Source organism: Pseudoalteromonas obscura (genome assembly GCF_030135505.1).
Classification (GTDB): Bacteria; Pseudomonadota; Gammaproteobacteria; order Enterobacterales; family Alteromonadaceae; genus Pseudoalteromonas; species Pseudoalteromonas obscura.
Window position 1 is genome coordinate 166,656 of record NZ_JASJUT010000002.1, and the last position, 20,100, is coordinate 186,755.

11 protein-coding genes are annotated in these 20,100 nt (G+C 42.3%); 7 read left to right on the top strand and 4 right to left on the bottom strand.

The annotated features are described in order from the left end of the window. The first annotated feature begins 144 nt into the window (after positions 1-144). Both QNM18_RS04755 and QNM18_RS04760 read left to right on the top strand, forming a co-directional pair. Positions 145-6,867: a non-ribosomal peptide synthetase gene (locus tag QNM18_RS04755; protein ID WP_284136520.1), complete on the top strand. Its 6,723-nt coding sequence runs from the start codon at positions 145-147 to the stop codon at positions 6,865-6,867. Next, entirely contained in the window at positions 6,854-14,239 is a 7,386-nt protein-coding gene (locus QNM18_RS04760; RefSeq protein WP_284136521.1) for a non-ribosomal peptide synthetase, read from the top strand. The genes QNM18_RS04755 and QNM18_RS04760 overlap by 14 nt, the downstream gene beginning before the upstream one ends. 786 nt (positions 14,240-15,025) lie before the next feature. Here QNM18_RS04760 and QNM18_RS04765 read toward each other — a convergent pair. Continuing rightward, positions 15,026-15,253: a hypothetical protein gene (locus tag QNM18_RS04765; protein ID WP_284136522.1), complete on the bottom strand. Its 228-nt coding sequence runs from the start codon at positions 15,251-15,253 to the stop codon at positions 15,026-15,028. A 234-nt stretch (positions 15,254-15,487) separates the two neighbouring features. On the opposite strand from QNM18_RS04765, the gene QNM18_RS04770 reads away from it, so the two are divergent. Continuing rightward, positions 15,488-15,916 carry a hypothetical protein gene (locus tag QNM18_RS04770; protein ID WP_284136523.1) on the top strand — a complete coding sequence of 143 codons (429 nt, stop codon included), beginning with the start codon at positions 15,488-15,490 and terminating at the stop codon, positions 15,914-15,916. Between the two features lie 238 nt (positions 15,917-16,154). On the opposite strand, the gene QNM18_RS04775 is transcribed toward QNM18_RS04770, so the two are convergent. The 3 genes from QNM18_RS04775 to QNM18_RS04785 form a co-directional block, all read right to left on the bottom strand. After that, positions 16,155-16,304: a hypothetical protein gene (locus QNM18_RS04775; protein WP_284136524.1), complete on the bottom strand. Its 150-nt coding sequence runs from the start codon at positions 16,302-16,304 to the stop codon at positions 16,155-16,157. Between the two features lie 133 nt (positions 16,305-16,437). After that, a complete protein-coding gene (locus QNM18_RS04780; protein WP_284136525.1) occupies positions 16,438-16,836 on the bottom strand; it encodes a hypothetical protein in 399 nt (132 codons plus the stop codon). Positions 16,837-16,838: 2 nt separating this feature from the next. Next, positions 16,839-17,081, bottom strand: coding sequence for a hypothetical protein (locus QNM18_RS04785; RefSeq protein WP_284136526.1), 243 nt, complete (start codon positions 17,079-17,081; stop codon positions 16,839-16,841). A 116-nt stretch (positions 17,082-17,197) separates the two neighbouring features. Between QNM18_RS04785 and QNM18_RS04790 the strand changes: the two genes are divergently transcribed. The 4 genes from QNM18_RS04790 to QNM18_RS04805 are packed head-to-tail and all read left to right on the top strand — an operon-like array spanning position 17,198 to position 20,096. Beyond that, a complete protein-coding gene (locus QNM18_RS04790) occupies positions 17,198-18,079 on the top strand; it encodes a DNA cytosine methyltransferase (protein WP_284136527.1) in 882 nt (293 codons plus the stop codon). Between the two features lie 14 nt (positions 18,080-18,093). Next, positions 18,094-19,113, top strand: coding sequence for a DNA adenine methylase (locus tag QNM18_RS04795; protein WP_284136528.1), 1,020 nt, complete (start codon positions 18,094-18,096; stop codon positions 19,111-19,113). A 23-nt stretch (positions 19,114-19,136) separates the two neighbouring features. Then, positions 19,137-19,595, top strand: coding sequence for a hypothetical protein (locus QNM18_RS04800; protein WP_284136529.1), 459 nt, complete (start codon positions 19,137-19,139; stop codon positions 19,593-19,595). Between the two features lie 9 nt (positions 19,596-19,604). Then, positions 19,605-20,096: a dATP/dGTP pyrophosphohydrolase domain-containing protein gene (locus tag QNM18_RS04805; protein ID WP_284136530.1), complete on the top strand. Its 492-nt coding sequence runs from the start codon at positions 19,605-19,607 to the stop codon at positions 20,094-20,096. Positions 20,097-20,100 lie beyond the last annotated feature (4 nt).

Below are 20,100 nucleotides of genomic sequence, written 5' to 3' on the forward strand. Positions count from 1 at the left end.
GGGTTTATAGCAATAAAATCAACACATCCAACCGTTAATAGCTAGATGATACACGCCTTGATTAAAGTCGAGGCGTATCAAACTATTAAAGAGGTTAAATTGTCTTAACCCCCCGCCCTAACCAAATAAGCACTGTAGAACATTATGGCTAACGACTTAAATATCATAAGAAACTTTATAAAAGAAAAAATTCAAAACGGGTTAAAGGTCAGCTCACAAAATGGCAAACTTATCATCAAAGGTAATCTTGCTTCACTGTCTAACGAAGACAAACAATTTTTTAAGCAAAATAAAGACAGTATTATCTCTGTTGTTTCACAACTCTCTAATACTCGCTCGAAGCTAAAACCCCATACTTATCCGAAAGACCGCATCCCACTGTCCTTCTCGCAACAGCGGTTATGGTTTTTAGATAAAGTACAAGGAGGAGGGATAGAGTATAACGTCCCTCTTATTTTTAAAGTTACCGGTTCATTAGACTTAGCGTCGGTCAAAAAAGCCTTACAGTCCATACTTGAGCGGCACGAAGTTTTAAGAACTGTTTATATTGAAACTGAACAAAGCCTTGTTTACCAAAAAGTATGTGATAACCCAGAAGTCGATATTGAACGGTATGACCTCACTGAAATAGCAGATAATAGAAAACAGTCGCAAGTCAAAAGCATCATTACACAAAATGCAGCCAAGCCATTCAATCTTAGTTCAGACCTTATGCTCCGCTGTCTCTATATCCACACGTCAAATGCGACTGACACTCAACCTAGCTCTGGTGTGCTGTTTTTCAATATACACCACATAGCTTCAGATGGCTGGTCAATGAATGTTATATCCAGAGAGTTTGTTACTTTCTACCAAGCGCATAGCGCAGGTGAAAGTGCTGAACTTCCACCTTTGCAATTTCAATATGCCGACTATGCATGTTGGCAAAGAGAGTGGTTAGACGGCAAAGTATTAGGCACGCAATTGTCTTACTGGCAGAAAAAACTAGACGGTGCCCCTGCACTTCATGGGATCGCAACCCTTAACGCCAGACCAAAAGTAAAACAAAGTGTTGGCAAAACTGTGAGCGAAACTCTCTCGTTAGACATTGCCACTAAACTACAAAAAATAGCAAATGACTTTCAGCTAACGCCATTTATGCTCATTCACGCAACATTGGCCTTGGTCATATCAAAACACAGTAACTCGCAAGATATTGTTATAGGTACACCCGTAGCCAATCGACTGGTCGCTGGTCTTGAGCCGTTAATTGGTTTTTTTGTCAATTCTCTCGCACTACGATTGAATACCAATCACACCAATTTGGCAGCCTATTTTGAACACGTAAGGGAAGTCCACTTAGAAGCGCAATCGAATCAGGATGTTCCTTTTGATCAATTGGTTGAACATTTAAAACTGGAGCGCAGTACCAGCCACTCCCCACTCATTCAAATAATGCTCACTACAATGACGGACTACAAACTGCAAAGTGATGTCAAATATGAGCTGCCGGGTATTGATATTGAACCACTCGATTTAGCCGAATCGACATCAAAATTTGATATGGATATTGATGTGAGCTTCACAAACAAAGGTCTTTTCATTGATTGGACATATGACGAAGCTCTTTTTGGTGAATCGCAAATTCAGCTGCTTGTAGAACACCTGTGCAATGTGCTTACTGCTATTAGCAATTTGGGAGAACAATCTACCGGCCAAGTAGCACTTGCCGACATCGCTATGTTGTCAAATACAGAAATCGACAAGCTACTTGATAAGGCTGCTGGCTCGACAATAGCTAGGGAAACACCGCAGTGCCTACACCAAATATTTGAACAACAAACAGAGCTAACGCCTGATGCATGTGCCGTTATCACCAATCAAGGTGCCACCAGCTACCGAGAGTTGAATCACAAAGCCAATATTATCGCACACCAGATCCTGGCTTATAAAAAAGCAATGGTTAATCCACTCGTCGGCTTATACATTGAGCGCTCTGTGGAAATGATAGCTGGGCTTCTTGGCATATTAAAAGCTGGCTGTGGGTATTTGGCTCTGGACATTAAACACAGCGATAAGATTATTGTTGAGCGTGTAGAAGATGCAAATGTAGGGCTCATTCTCTCCAGCTCTGTCAATGCACAGGCGCTAAACGACACTGCCAATATTGATATTATTCACTTGGACAAAATTGACTGGGTTCAAGAAGTACCCGATCTCGAAGTTTCTGTAAACGAGCAATCCCTTGCTTACGCACTCACAACGTCGGGGTCAACAGGTAAGCCTAAATTGATCGGCATGCACCACAAACCTTTGGTAAACCTTATTTATGCGATGCAGGAAAACTGCCAAGAAATAGCTAAGCCACATACTGTTTTGCAGTTTTCATCGATTGGCTTTGATATGAGTTTTACCGATATATTTTTAGCCTTGTTGCAAGGCGGTTCATTGCAATTGGTTACTGAAACTGAACAGTTTGACGTTGAAGAAATAGCGACAAAGCTCCAATCAGCAAATATTAGCCTCGCTAATTTGCCTTACTCTATGCTGCAAACACTAGCCAGTTACAGCAACGAAAGGCAGCTTCTGTTCCCATCACTTGAAGTTGTTATTTCTACCGCGGCACTGTTAGTCATCACGCCTGAGATCCGTACATTCTTTAAACGCCATCCCAATATCAGGCTTGTGAATCAATATGGTCCATCAGAAACGCACGTATGTACGTCGACCGTGCTGACCAGCGAAGTAGATGAGTGGCCAGAAAGTATCGCAATCGGAGCCCCTATTTCTAATACACACTGCTATGTCGTAGATCACAACGGTGAATTGGTACCAGACGGTGCTATCGGCGAGTTATTTATTGGCGGTGAATGTGTCGGTAAAGGGTATTTAAACAATGCAGCGCTTACCAAGCAAAGCTTCATCCCTAACACCTTCCCTGGCGATACTTCTCCATTGTTATACCGCAGTGGTGATCTCGTTCGCTGGCTGGACAATGGTGAATTAGAATATATCGGCAGAAAGGATGAGCAAGTTAAAATACGCGGGTTTAGAATAGAAATTGGTGCGGTTGAGAGTCAAATAACTAACTGTAGTAAGATTGCTAAATCTTGCGTGATTGCGATTGAAGACCGTGAGATGCTGGTCGCCTATATTTTGCCAAAAGCAACTATAGATATCCCTGAATTAAAAGCTGAGTTATCTCAAAAGCTGCCAGAATACATGATCCCAAACAGATTTATCGTGGTCGAAAACTGGCCCCTGACTACCAATGGTAAAACCGATAAAAAAAGGCTTCCTGCCTATGACGATGTGGTAGATGATGAAGGTATTTCGCCTCCAGAAACTATCACAGAACAAACACTGGCAGTGATATGGACAGAGCTATTAGGCGTGCCAAAAAATTCAATTGGCCGAGAATCTAGTTTCTTTTCATTGGGTGGGCATTCTTTATTAGCAGTCCGTCTCACCTCAGAAATTCGTACTCAGCTTGATTGTGAAGTCGCCATAAAAGATGTGTTTCAATCGCCAACCTTAACCGCGCTGGCTAACATTATTGATACACAGAGTAACCGTGTTGAGCGCCCGCCAATCCTTCCCGTTGAGCGTACAGGCAAATACCTCCCCCTATCGTATTCACAGCAACGACTATGGTTTCTGGACTCGCTGCAAGGGGGGACGCCAGAATATAATATGCCGATTATTTTCGAGCTCCATGGTGACTTAGACTTACCGCTGCTCAATCTCGTGTTCCAGACAATTGTGGACCGTCACGAAGTTTTGCGCACCAATTTTATCAATACAGATGGCGAAGTCACGCAGCACATCAAGAGCGCAAAAAATGTGTCTTTTGCAACCACGGTCATTGACCTTGCCATCACAGACGGTGCAGATCAGACTGCCCAAATACAACAATTGGTAGAGCAAGAGATACGAACTCCATTTGACCTAGCCTGCGACTTAATGCTTCGAACCAAATATATTAAGACTGGTGAGCATGAAGGTGTGCTGACTGTAAATATGCACCATATTGCCTCAGATGGCTGGTCTTTAGAGGTATTTACTAAAGAATTCGTGACGCTGTATAGTGCTTTTCATGCAGGGCAAACCAACCCTCTACCAGCGCTCGACATTCAATATGCCGATTATGCCCATTGGCAGCGAAGCTATTTAAATGAAGCAATGCTTGAGTCGCAATTGACCTATTGGCAACAACAATTGGTAGATTTGCCGGAAGTGCATAATTTGCCGACACAATATCCACGCCCCAACATCAAACAGTACGAGGGCGACCTTGTAAAACTCAGTTTGCCAGAGCACGCGGCGCATCAACTACAAACTATGGCAAAAAAACATGGGGTTACGCAATTTATGCTCTGCCATGGTATTTTTGCACTGTTGCTCGCCCGCTACTGCGGCACCAATGACATTGTGATAGGTGTACCTGTCGCCAATCGCCTTCATACGGAAGTGGACAATTTAATTGGTATGTTTATCAACAACCTGGTTTTGCGCCTAGACGTCGAGCAAGGCTCTATCGCAAAATACCTACAGCATGTGAAAACCACACATTTAGAGGCGCAAGAAAACCAGGATGTTCCGTTTGAACAGTTAGTTGAAAGCTTAAATGTCACTCGAAGTACCAGCCATGCGCCACTTTTCCAAATTATGATGACAACCAATACAGAGTATGGCATCAGCTCCAACGAGGAAAATTTCACATTACCAGGCATAGAGCTCAAGCCTTACTCTTCAAATGTAATTCATGAAAAGTTTGACCTTCATGTTGATTTTCGAATTACCAATGGCGGAATAGATTTAAGCTGCACCTTTGACTGTCACTTGTTTGACAAAGCATTTATCACACAATTTATGGGCCACCTAGAGCAAATGGTGTTAGCTGTAAGTGCACAATCTTGTGCAACAGATACACAACTGTGTCCTTCGAAGTTACCTATGCTTAACCAAGAGGAAGCTGACTTCTTGCTACACGCTCTAAACGATACTGCTTCAGATTACCCATCGGATCTATGTATCCACGAGTTATTCGAGCATCAAGCAACAGCGCACCCTGATAATATCGCGATTGTGTTTGAAAATGAGCAGCTGACCTATGGTGAACTGAATGCACGAGCAAACCAGTTAGCGCACTGTTTAGTTACTCAACACGATGTTAAGCCAGATACATTGGTAGGTCTATGTATCGAGCGTTCACTAGAAATGGTCATCGGTATACTCGCTATACTTAAAGCCGGGGGTGCATATGTACCTTTAGAGCCAAGTTACCCACAAGCGCGCTTAAGCTATATGCTTGATGATGCGTCCTTAGATGTTGTGCTGAGCGAGAATAATACATCTGTGGTACTGCATGAGATCTATACAGGTACACTCATCGATATGAAGAACAATTCATATTTCGCTCAATTCCCCACTACAAATGTCGATCTTACGGCACAGGGCCTAACCTCAACTCACTTGGCATATGTCATATATACGTCTGGCTCTACTGGTAAGCCTAAAGGTGTCATGGTAGAGCATCAAGCGTTGGTAAACCGAATTCACTGGATGCAAACCCGGTACAATATGACTGTCGACGATACTGTACTCCAGAAAACACCATATAGCTTTGATGTATCGGTATGGGAGTTTGTGTGGCCACTGTCATACGGTGGACGGTTAGTCATTGCAAAACCAGAAGGGCATAAGGACTCTATTTACCTATGTGAGCTTATTCAGCGCAGTGCAATTACGAAACTTCACTTTGTACCTTCTATGCTAGGAGCCATGCTCGAAAATGAAGAGTTCAAACTCTGTACTAATTTGAAACAAGTCTTTTGTAGCGGTGAAGCATTACAAGTGAGCCACGTAGAAGGGGTACGACAAGCATTACCAAATACAGAACTACACAATTTATATGGCCCAACAGAAGCTGCAATTGATGTAAGTTACTGGAACTGCAATGGAGATATCAGTCACGGAGTACCAATAGGAAAGCCCATTGATAATATTCAACTTATGGTGTTGGATAAGTTTCTAAACATGACCCCACATGGTGTAGCTGGAGAATTATTCATCGGCGGTGCCGGTTTGGCTCGCGGCTATCTCAATCGCCCAGAGTTAACAGCAGAGCGCTTTATTGACAATCCGTATTTCGATGCGAGCAATCCAAATAGCTCCAAACGGCTATACCGGACTGGTGATTTGGTTCGTTATTTACCAGACGGTAACTTAGAGTTTATTGCCCGCATAGACCACCAAGTTAAGATAAGAGGTTTTAGGATTGAACTCGGCGAGATTGAAGCACAATTATCTCAGCAACCTAGGGTGGATTCATCTCTGGTTGTAGCAACGGAACTTGCGGGCAGCCAACAGCTTGTGGCGTATGTAAAACCAACCAATGCGTTAAACGAGGGAGATCAAAGCAACTATCTCAGTGGATTGAAATCAACACTTAATAGTGTACTGCCTGATTATATGGTGCCAAGTGTCTTGATGATAGTCGATGAGTGGCCTTTGACCCCTAATGGTAAATTGGATAGAAAGGCATTAGCTCAGCCACAGCAAAGTATCGAAGTAGAATACGTCGCACCTCAAACAGACACAGAGCATACACTAGTCAATATTTGGGCTGAGCTACTCAAAATTGAAGCGCAAAAAATCAGTATTCATAACGGTTTCTTTGAGTTAGGTGGACACTCAATACTTGTGATCCGTCTACTGAGTCGTATAGAGCAGGAACTCGGTCTCAAGCTGGAGCTGCAAGGTCTTTATGAAGTCTCAGAGCTTAGGGAACTCGCACAAATTTGCGACTCTTTAAAACTGAACTTGGATGCACAAAACAAGCTCAATGAATTAGAAGAAACGGAGTTTGAAGATGTCGAATTCTAAAAAAAATATTCCTGCACTGCTGCAAAAGCTGGCATCACTCGACATCACTTTGTATTTAGATGAAGAGACAAAACTACGCGCAAAGGCACCCAAGGGTGCCATTACACCTGAGTTATCGAAAACAATTAAAGAAAACAAAGTTGATCTGACAGCCTACCTGCAAAAATTAGCCGCCATGACGGCTTCGCAGGACGCTCAAGAACAAATTGAGGCAGTAAAGGACAAAGGAAATAAACTGCCTTTGTCTTTCGCACAACAACGACTTTGGTTTATCGATCAGCTTAAACAAGGCTCTCCTGAGTACAACATGCCCATTGCCTTTGAAATTTCAGGCGTACTCGACTTAGCTCTGGTTAAACGTGCTTTTTCCTGCATTGTAAGCCGACATGAGATATTGAGAACCAACTATATCAATGATAACGGCACCGCTTATCAGCAGGTTAAACCTTTATCTGAATTCAATTTTGCCATTGACGAAACGACATTAAGCTCAGCGCAAACGGACACTGATCTGGCCGATATTGTGCAGCGAAATATGTACACACCATTTGACTTAAGCAAAGACCTAATGCTGCGTGTAAGTTACATACATACCAGCCAAGCCAGCGGTATTCTCATCTTAAATATGCATCATATTTCATCGGATGGTTGGTCTATCGAAGTGCTTATCAAAGAGTTTTTTGCACTATACGATGCATTTAAAACTGGACTCTCAAATCCGCTTCCTCCATTGGATATTCAGTATAGCGACTATGCAGTATGGCAACATGAGCATGCACCTAGCCTTGATCAACAATTTAAATACTGGCAACAGCAATTAAGCGATATTCCATTAATACATGGCTTGCACCGTGAACCTGTGACCGTAGAAGATAATGCACGTCAAGCACAAACCGTTTCAGGTTCGCTCCATGCCGATTGCGCCAGTAAGCTTTTAAAGCTTGCGAAAGACCTAAATGTCACACCATTTATGCTAATGCATGGCATTTTCTCCATTGCCATGTCAAAACACTCTAACAGTGATGATATTGTCGTAGGCACGCCAATCGCCAACCGCTCACAAGCACAACTGCAACCGCTCATTGGCTTTTTTGTCAATACTCTCATTTTGCGAGTGGACACAAGCATCAACATGTTAGGTGACTACTTTGCTGCACTGAGAAAGGTTCACCTATCAGCTCAACAATATCAGGAAATGCCCTATGACCAGCTGGTTGACCGACTAAAAGTGCCAAGAGATGGCGGGTACAACCCGCTTTTTCAGATCATGTTTACCAGTAATACTGAGTACGGATTAAACGATCAGCAAACGCTTAACCACTCTGCATTGGCAGATGTCGACGCAACCGTTTTTGAGTCTGAAGGTACCCCCGCTCAATTCGAGCTGCATATCTCGCTAAATATCAGCGACAATGGCGTTGATATAAGCTGGCAGTATGACCCAAGCATCTACAAACAGTCGTACATTGAAAAACTTCATACCCACTTGCAAGTGCTGCTCGAAAGTTTTTCTAATATCACTCACCCAGCTACAACCAAGATATCAGATCTGGCGCTCTTACCACAAAGCGAACAAGCACTATTAATTAACGCTTTGAATGTCAGAGAGATTGAATACACACAATCACACAGTGTATGTACACTCCTTGACCAGCAGGCAAACTTAAATCCGAATCGCGTCGCTGTCGTATTTGAAGCGCACTCCATTACCTACAAAGCGCTCAACGACAAGGCAACCGGCTTAGCTAAACTACTAATTAAAAATCATAAACTCGAGGATAATAGCCCAATAGGATTGTTTGCTGAACGCTCAATAGAAATGGTCATTGGTATGCTGGCGATTTTAAAAGCAGGTTGCTCTTATGTGCCCATGGAAATTAACTCTCCTGCCACGCGGTTAGCACACATTCTCCAAGATGCGTCGCCCCAGCTTATTCTAAAGCACACCAAAAACGACCTCGATATTGCCAACTGGCATGGTGCAATATGCAATCTATCAGAAGCAATCAGCTCACTCGATAATACCGAGATAGACCAAGATAACGAGCTTCTCTCGCCCATTGCGCCAGATGCACAAACTCCAGCCTACATTATTTACACATCAGGCTCCACGGGCAAACCCAAAGGGGTTGAAGTACCACACCTCGGCATCATTAGACTGATCACCAATCCAAACTTTATGCAATTGGATAGCAGTACAGTGATGATACATACCGCAAATATCGCTTTCGATGCGGCGACACTAGAAGTTTGGGGACCATTACTCAACGGCGGTAAGGTTATATTATACCCAGATAATATCCTCACTCCACAACAGCTCAACGCCACCATAGATAAACATCAGGTCAACTCCATGTTCCTAACCACTGCATTTTTTAAAGAGTGGTTATTGCTCGATGATAGGCTCGACTCCCTACAACAGCTAATTGTAGGAGGCGAGGCGTTAGATCTGGCGACAGTAAAGCTTGCTCAGAAAAAGCTCGCGCACTTACAGCTTACCAACGCATATGGCCCAACGGAAAATACGACGTTTACAACATCCCACAAATTTGAGTTTCCGCTGCGTTCTAAAGTCATCCCAATTGGCAAACGGCTACATTGCGATGAAATTTATATACTTGATAAGTATAACAATTTAACGCCTCATGGCGCTATTGGCGAACTATGTGTAGGTGGTGATGGACTTGCCACAGGGTATATCAACAAACCAGAGTTGACCGCACAAAAATTTATTGTAAACCCTTTTATATCATCGAGAACATCAAGTGCATCGGACCGCTTATATAAAACAGGAGACCTAGTTCGATACCTGCCTGACCACACACTTGAATATGTTGGTAGAACAGATGACCAAGTTAAAATTCGCGGCTTTCGCATTGAACTGGGCGAAATAGAAAGCAAACTGGTAGAGCATCACAAAGTAACATCTGCGTTAGTCATCACTTTCAATAGTGGCAAAACAGTGAAACTTGCGGCTTATATGCAGCTGTGCGATACAGTGCAAAGTGAATGCTCTGATACCGAATTGGCCGACATTAAGAAAGGTCTTGTCGATAAGTTACCAAGCTACATGGTGCCTAGTACGTTTATCGTTGTCGACAATTGGCCTATGACGGCGAATGGAAAAATAGACAAACGCGCACTCCCTGCCCCAGATACGCACACACCAGCCGCGACCATACCAGCGCGCACAGCAACAGAAAAAGGCATTGCAAAGATATGGGCCGAATTATTAGGCGTTGACGCTACAACTATTGGCATTGATGCCAATTTCTTTGAGCTGGGCGGACATTCACTGCTTTGTATTCGGCTCGTCGCTGAAATATCTCAAGCCTTTGGTATCGACATCTCTGTAGAGCAAGTGTTCAATGCTCAAAATTTAGAGCATTTAGCACTGCAAATTGACGCCAGTAACGCCGAAGCAAGCAACACAGTTCCTCTAGTGCCCAGAGAGCATTCCTCAGAGCTGCTCCCCGTCTCCTATGCACAACAACGTATGTGGTTTATGGATAAGCTGCAAAGCGGCTCTGCAGAATATAACATGCCTGTCGCCTTTAATATCGAAGGTGGGGTAGATTTGGGGGCTCTCCAGCACGCCTTTAGCGAAATTGTCAGACGCCACGAAATTATTCGGACAACGTACCATGAACAAGACGGCGAAATTAAGCAAAAAGTGCGACCGGCAGAGCAGGTTGACTTTAAAATTGAGGTTACAGATCTAACAACCTCTTCCACGGCGCTTCAAACACAGAAACTAAATGAGAAACTCGATGCTGAATTTTCGAGACCTTTTGATTTAGCCTCAGATTTGATGCTACGCGCGCATATCGTAAAGCTCACCGAAAGCAAAAGTATACTGATTTACAACATGCACCATATTGCGTCTGATGGCTGGTCGATGGAGGTTATCACTAGAGAATTTACAGCCCTATACTCTGCATATAAACAAGCTCAGCCATCTCCGCTCGAAGATTTGTCTATTCAATATGCCGACTTTGCACTTTGGCAAAGAGCACATTTGGATGATTCAAGGCTAAAGCAGCAACTTCACTACTGGCTGGATAACTTACAAGATGCGCCTGCTACACACGCGTTGCCACTTTGCCAACCGAGATCTCAAAACCAGACAAACCCTGCGGCGGTGGTTGAGTTAGCGCTTGGTGAAAAGCCATCAGCTCAATTGTTAGCCATCGCGAAGGATGCCAAGTTAACACCATTCATGTTGATGCATGGTTTACTCTCACTTATCATCACCAAACACAGTAACTCTCATGACATCATCGTCGGCACACCAACCGCGAATAGATTGAAAGCAGAGCTGGCACCACTTGTCGGACTATTTGTCAATACACTCGTACTAAGAGTGAATACTGAACAAGCAAACTGGCAGGACTTTTTTAACCATCTACGTGAAGTCCACCTAAATTCACAAAAACACCAAGATATACCTTTTGAACAATTGGTTGAACACTTATCAGAGTCACGCTCTACGCAAGTCACCCCAATCTTTCAAATTATGGTCACCATAAATTCAGAGTTTGGGCAAATGAATAATGCGCTGCAGCCCACAGAGGAACACGGCGATACGCACTTTGAACTGTTAACTGCGCAACAAGGGCTAGCCAAATTTGATCTGGAAGTCGACTTTGCCATTTGTGAAACTGGTATCAAGGTGCATTGGCAATATAACTCAAGTCTATTTACTCAACAAAGAGTTCAAAAGATGAGTGATCACCTGTGTACGCTTATGGAGAATTTATCTGAAAGCTTTGCCGACATCAAAGGGGCTCCACCTCTGACATTGCCAGCTTACAGCAACGAAGAAAAAAATCAGCTGTTGCATCTCTCTTACGGTATAGGCCGATCATTTAACGACAGTCAATGTATCCACGAACTCATTGAGAAAATGGCCCATGAAAAGCCTGACAAAGTCGCGCTTGTAAGCAGTGACACTGAGCTAACCTATGCGCAGATCAATGCACAAGCAAATCAACTTGCTCGATACATCAGAGATAAATTCGACGTGTCTGCCGAGACTCTGGTTGGCCTTTGTGCAGATCGCAGCATTGAAATGGTGATCGGTGTAATTGCAATCTTAAAAACTGGCGGCGGGTTTGTGCCAATAGATCCTGCATACCCTTTGTCCCGAATTGAGTATATGCTTGATGATGCCCTGTTAAAACTGGTACTCACTCAAGGCAGTGGCAACAAGACATTAGAACAAAATCCTGTCGATAAAATAGACTTAGACCACCTTATTAATCAAACTGGCGTACTGAGCCGCTATGCAACCGAAAACATAGCGAAAGATCAGCTTGCGCTGTGCGCATCAAGCACGGCTTACATCATCTATACCTCTGGTTCAACAGGTCAACCAAAAGGCGTAATGGTAGCACACAGTGCCTTGCTCAATTACCAAGAGCATATCAAAACGGTATATCAAGTCAGTGACAATGACGTTGTTTTACAATTTTCAAACATCTCATTTGATATCTTCATTGAAGAATTGTGTGCTAGCTTGTGTATTGGTGCACAGCTGGTATTAAGGAATGAGCAATCAGCTTATAGCTTTGACCACTTCATACAATTTTGTAATCAGCATAGTATCACCATCGCTAGCTTACCCACCGCTTTTTGGGCGCAAACCACCTCAGATGAGCTTGCTGTACCTGTACATAGTTTGCAAAAAGTTATTGTCGGTGGTGAAGCGCTCACTGCAACAACGGTTAAAAATCACTATCAAAAATTAGGGAATAACACTGCTCTTATCAATACCTATGGACCGACAGAAGCAACCGTCACTGCATCAAGCTATGTAACCTCACCTAAAGATGCCCAAGCGCTCAACATTCCTATTGGAAAAGCAAACCCGAACTATCAGTTGTTAGTTTTAGACCCCTATCTCTTGCCTACTCCTATTGGCAGTATTGGTGAACTTTACATTGGTGGTCCTGGATTAGCAAAAGGGTATTGGCAGCGCTTAGACTTAACCAAAGAGAAGTTTGTACCAAACCCTTATCATGACCCTCAAAATAAGCAAAGCTCTGAGTTGCTGTATAGAACCGGAGATCTTGGATACTTTTTAGAAGATGGCACCGTGCATTTTGTCGGCCGACAAGACAGCCAAGTCAAAATTCGCGGCTTTAGGGTAGAGCTTGGCGAAATAGAGTCGCAAATTGCGCAAGTTCCAGTGATTGACTCTGCACTTGTGACCATCACTGAACTTAACCACAATCAGTATTTAGTCGCTTATGTCAAAGCAGAAAGCCAGCTGGTTACTACCAACTCGTCCGAACTAGAACAAACAATTCAGCAAAGTTTAAAAGCTGCGCTACCAGATTACATGCTGCCGCATAAGGTTGTGATCGTATCTGAATGGCCTTTAACTGCGAACGGTAAAATAGATAAAAATGCATTGCCAACCATTACCTTTGAAACAAGCGCTGAGCAGTGCGAAGCACCGAGCACCGAAGCTGAAATTACCCTCACAAAAATTTGGGCTGAGGTACTAGACACCCATATTGATGCGTTAAGTATTGGCTCAAGCTTTTTTGCAATTGGTGGGCACTCATTACTTGCTGTTAAACTCATTTCTAAAATTCACACGGTATTGCAAAAACCAGTGAGCTTGTCTCAAGTATTTGAGTTTAATACTATCAAGACTCAAGCCGAGCTAATTGACTCTCTCTGTTCAACACACCTTTTGGATCAACCACTTCTTCAGCTAACGGATAAAGAGGGCTCTCCAACAATGGGGTGTTACTTCATTCCAGGTGTTGCCAGTACAGATAAAGATTTTATCGACATTATGCAGCACATGAAGGATTTTGAAGGCGAAATTGGAGTCTTTAGGCATAAGGGTCTTATTTCAGGTGAAAAGCCATTCACAAGTATTACAGAGAATGTGGAAGCGTTTGCTAACGCAATCGCTGAACGTGATTTAAATAAAGTTAAACTTGTTGGCCACTCTTATGGTGGTGTACTCGCATTAGAATTAGCTGCTAGGTTAATTGACTCGGGATACCAAGTTGAACTCATCATGTTAGATACCTATATTCATCCTGCTAGGTTTGTTGATGCTGCCACATTGAATGAAAATATCGACTCGATTGAAGTCGCGGAACATTTGAAGTCGCTGTATAATTTGCAATCACGGTTACATATTGAGTACCAGCCAAATTGGGAGTTGGGTCGTACGCAGCTCATTTTAGCGACGCAAAGCCCCGCTGACCAAAACAAATATATCGCTTACTTGGACAGGCATGCGTCCAATATTGCCACCACTAAACTACAGGGCGATCACTTCAGTATACTAAGAGGTGACAACGCAAAGTGGATTGCTAAGGTGCTTTTGAATAACAACGCGACTTAAACGATTCAATTTGCATACTGCTGGCTGCCTGCGCCATGTTAGCCATACATGAAGCAGGCAACCTTTTTTTGACTAATCACAGACCCCCGCTAAAAGCTAATAGTGCCACTTCGCGACCCTCGTATTAAACCTATTGCCAACGCAATGCGACTAAGCGCTTCATCTCTAATTACGTGCTCTAAGTGCGCAAACCAATACATAGTACTTTACTTATATTCACCGGACACTAGCTATGTGGGGCTGAGCTGTGTTTACTGGATCGACAAAAGGCTTGCTACTAGCTACAGCACTCGACCTAAGAGCTGCGATTGAGGTGCTTAATGTCAATTTTGATAAGAGTTGATAAATTTTATGACAGTGTATAAAGGGTTTTATTCACAACGTGGGTGACATTCTAAAATACGATATTTGAGGAACTCGATTACAACACATACAGATCCAAACATGAAAAAACCCGTAACTAAATAGCTACGGGTTTAATATTTGGTGCGAATGGGGGGACTTGAACCCCCACGAGCATAGCTCACCACCCCCTCAATGTTGCTATTTTTTTCGCAAGGTATTGTTATTGTTTAAGTTACCCAAAACACAAATGGTACTACAACCACCATTAAATTTTATTTTCTAAGAATTTCTTCACCTTTTGCTACATTGCAAACAAAGTTATTAGGTTTACATTTTTGCTTCAATGAATCGTTCATTGCTCATTAAATAGCAGCAGTTAAGCGCGGCTTCGGGTAGCTCAATGCAAAGTGGCGACACCTCCACAAACTATGTTTTTGGCATTTAGACAACATCACAAATATTCAGTTTGTCGAATATCGTTTGCAGTAGCTCTTTGCTAACTGGACCATTATTTACCAACTGCGCTAGTTGATTCGGGGTAGGTCCAATACCAGCTAAGAAAGACCATAGCTGTGAAATTTGCATTGGGGTTACTTTACGGTCTACGTAATTTGAACCGAACTCTTTGTGTAGTGCTTTTCTAGCTCTAAATTCATATGATTCTTTCATTTGATTCCTCTTTTCATCATTAGTTTCAGAACCAAGATAGCGCTAGACGATTGCTCGGTGTACAACATTTTTATAAAAATTATAAATATACAAAAGTACAAATGTATATTTGTACTTTTGTATATTTTACCTCTTTAAAAACAGAGACTTGACGATTTTTCCGTTATGTACTATTTTAAATTCCGCCAAATGAAAATGGACAAATAACATACAGATTAATGTAAGGAGTGCACAGTGTTAAAAATAGAAACAAAACTAATTGAAGGCGCTATCTCAAATCCTGATACAGAAGCAGAGCTTAGAAAAACAATGGGAATAGATATAGATGTTGCTATTAACCCAATGGTTTTTGAGGTGAATTACAATAATAAAAAGTATTACTGCTGTTGGTCTGGAGGCTCTATAGTAAACAATGAACCCGCATTTACTCTTTTGGGGCAAGCAGCTTTAGAAGGGTTAATAAACCTACCTCTAGGTAATAATGATTCAATCAAGTTGCAGGAATTGAAAATAGGGCAGACCCCTCTTCGATCTAAAATAAAAAAAGTATTAAAAAAGAACAGAGCCAATACAAAAATCTGTTTCTTTGGCGATATGTCTGGTGAGTTAGATGGTCACATGACGTCAGCCTTTAATTTGGTTGAAGGTAAAATTTCACTGTAAATTTTAATGCGCCGAGTTTGAAACCATATCAATTACTGGATTTGACGAGGTAAACATTGGAAAGCGGGCCAATCGAAAAAAGGCAGTTAGAAATTGGCACTCTAGTACACTTCAAACGCAAGTGGCATTTTGATAATATAGACATGAGCCTGATTTGGCGGTTAGGTTCTAAAGTGTTTCTCCGTTGCGCATATGCCAGCGGTTAGCGCAGAGAATTGATAACCCTCTGCGCCTTTCTTTAAGCTGCTTTAGGCGGATCGGGAATGTTACCTGGTCCAGAGCCACATAAACTTGTTATGTGCTTAGGCCAAACCCCTGCGCCACCGCCGGCTGCACTAGCGGATGCTGCAAACAATAACGCCAAGATAGCTAAAAAAACATATTTCATAGTTAATCCTTTAATAAATACCAATCCCCTTAAACAGGGTAAATGATGATGCCACCGCTGTTTGCGTGTGCTTGACAAATACTCATTGCAAATAGGATTGCGGTAATAGCTACTTTTTTCAATTCAAACTCCTTTACATAAACTTTTTAGGCGGGTTGTGATCGCCCTGATTAACTGTCCATACTGTAACATTTAGCTCCTTGTCTTCAATGGTTTTTTCAATGCGTCGTAGATAACGTTCTTTTGTTTTTGAGTTTACGATTAAAACAATACCTGCCTTTTTACCCGTCATTGCCGAATAATACAATGATTGCCCTATTGCCTCGGCCCACTTTTTAGCAAAATCATACTCAATAGCATATTCATCGTTTAGACAATCAATGCGTGTTTTGTCAGGTAGCCGATGTTCAATCTCACCACGGCAGTGAAACTCCACAAAATCAGCCTCGCTCTTTAACATTGTTGTGTTAACAGTACCCCTTGCTAATGCAGCGGCACTTAATAGTAATGCGATTGCTAGTAAATATTTCATCATTAATCCTTATCAACTAATGTAAGAGCTAACTGCACTGCCTTATCTATCGCCTGACCTTCGTTTTTTACCTCACTAAAGCTAGCCTTGATCTCTTTAAGCCCATCTTTGGTAGTTGGCTCTACATACGCATCAAGACGCTTCTTTTCTTTTTTCTGTGCTTCATGATGTGCTTTTCTAGCTGCTGCAATTGAGGCTTTTCGCTCATCTTTACTCTGCGCCATTGCTTCTAACTCTATATTCAAACTGACTTAATCCTATATCAATTTACCGTGTAAACAAAATAATAGATAAAATGTTTACACGGTAAACTTGTTTTGCTAAATTTGTTTACACGGTAAACATTCAAGGAAATGATTCAATGCAGATAAGTATCAATAGTTATTTTTGTGGTGCGGGGCTATTTGATAGCGGCTTATTAGATGCAGGTATTAGTATCAATCAAGCATTTGAGTTAGACAAAGACGCAGTAAAAACCTACGAGCACAACTTTGGTGATCACATTAAGCACTGTGATATAGCTGAAGAGCTGGTACTAGAACAAGACACTTGCCACGGCATGGTATTCACCTATCCATGTACTAAATACTCAACCATTGCCGACATTCACGGCACGCGCACAGGCGATGAGCTTTTCTTACACGCATTGCGGCACCTAGCCATAGCTAGACCAGAGTTTTATGTAGTTGAAAATGTGCCTGGCATGAAAGCTTTTCCGCTAGTAATGGAAGCAATGACGAAAATGCCAGATTACTATGTACAAGTGTTTTGCCCAATTCAAGCGACTACGTGGCTACCACAAAGACGAGATCGGTTAATTATAGTCGGCACCAGGCGTAGCTTTTCAATTCGCCCACCAAAAAATACAAGACCATTACCACTGTCAGCTGTACTTGAAAGTGATCCTCAAGTCACATTACCAAAAGCCATTACTGCACGCATGAATGGCGAGTACCGCGATTTACCAATCATTAGCGATCCAGCTAAAGGCGACATAGCACCAACATGCGTAGCACATTACGCCAAGGATAAATCAACGCGCCTTGTAGTAGATAAACGCTACCCAATGGGAGTGAGGCCCTATTCTGTGCGTGAGTGGGCGCGATTGCAAGGCCTTGATGATGGTTTCAGGTTTCCAGTCTCTAACACCTCTGCTTATAAGCAGATCGGGAACGGTGTACCTAGACCAGTAGGTCAATGGATTGGTAGCGAAATAACACGCTATATGAATCAATTGAATTAGTTGGAAAATTTAAAATGCACACTCCGTTACTTAGATATCACGGCGGCAAGTATCGATTGTCCAAGTGGTTGTATAGCTTTTTCCCAGAACATAAAACTTATGTTGAACCATTTGGTGGAGCAGCATCTGTATTGCTAAGAAAAAAGAGAAGTCATGGCGAAGTATACAACGACCTAGACCAAGATATTTTTAATCTGTTTCAGGTTTTGAGAAACAAGGAAGATGCAGCTCAATTAATAAACCTCTGCACCTTAACACCTTATAGCCGAGATGAATTTAAGTTGGCTTATGAGTTCGTAGAAGATCCTATCGAGCGCGCCAGGCGGACGATTGTGCGATCAGCTATGGGTTTTGGTTCTGGGGCGGCGTCTGGCCATCCTACTGGTTTTAGATGTGGCACTTCTAGAAAGTACTCCACGCCATCGCATTGTTGGCAAAGATATCCTCCTGTATTACGTTTCGTACATGAACGCTTGCAGGGAGTAAACATAGAAAATCGACCAGCTATAGATTGCATTCTGAAACATGATTCACCTGACACTTTGCATTATATCGATCCACCTTACATGTTAGACACTAGAAAAATAAATAGTAGTGGGGGCGTATATCGTCATGAAATGACGGCATCAGAACACGAATCCCTCCTGGTCAAGCTTAGTCAATTAAGCGGCTCTGTTGTCCTTAGTGGCTACCCTAGCGAGCTGTACAGCGACTTGTTATCTAAGTGGCGTATAGAAAGCAAGCAATCAAGAATTTCTGCAGGGAGCGGAACTGGTTTAAGGACTGAGTGTATATGGATTAACCCCACCTGCGCGGAAAAGCTAAAGAAAGGAAATGTCGGCATACATCACACTTCACGAGCCGCATATATCACACATCACGTTAGATCAGATAAAACTGAAAACAAAATCATGAGTGCAATCACAACGCTAACAAATTCTGGTGAAAAGGCAAATAAGACCCAAGTCGCTAAATTGATTGGTGTCTCACGTGAGCATTTATCTAGACGTTACAGCCACTGTTTTGAAAAATAAATTTAAATACAAGGACCTAAATTATGGAAGTTGAACAAGCTAAACCTATTCACGCCAGCATAATGAAAATAGCATTTTTTTTGCAGGGTATAGGTTCTATCACAAATGAAGATGTAGAAGAGTTCAAAGGGTATTCTCTAGAACATCTGGTGCAAGCTAACAAAGCGCTTAGTGATTACAAAGAAAAACAAGAAGATGACCAAGGCTACAGATCGTACATCACAACTACAGATATAGCTTTAGCAGAAACTTACATACGTGTGCACAACAGCGACTTTGTTGCCGCTGATGAATTTCAGGAGATGTGTGAAGCGATGGACTCACATCATGAAAACACAAGAAACGGACACGGTGTACTGATTGACGGCTCAGGCTGTCACAGCTTAGTAGAGCTGACTAGTTGTGGTACAGGGGTTTGCGAAACAATAGTAACTGTTAGCACTCCAAGAGCTATGTACAACTTTGTTCAAAGCCAAATTTAAGGAAAAGACATGTTATTAGACTTACTAATCGAGCAAAGAGATTTTAGCCTAAAAGCCTTTGGTCCTCACCCAAGATTAAAAGGTGTGCACGACCATTTAACAAAAGAATTGCAGGAGTTAAAGAATAGCCCCGAAGATCTTTCGGAGTGGGCTGACTGTGTTTTACTTTCACTAGATGGGGCAATGAGAGCCGGTGCAACACCTGTTGAGCTTAACCAGTTTCTTAAACTAGAAAACATACACAATGATAAATACCACTATCGAGGTCAGTGGCATGAACTTAGAAGGGACTTAGGCCATTTAAAAACCTGTAATCATCTTGAAATTTGGAAGTCATGGGCAATGATTTTTTTCAAGTTTCTAATTGCTGCAATAAACCGAAACTTCACGATTGAGCAAGTCATAGACGCTGCAAAGCAAAAATTGCAATTGAATAAGCAACGTGACTGGCCAGATTGGCAAACAGCGCCAGAAAACCAAGCTATCGAACATGTTAAGTAAGACT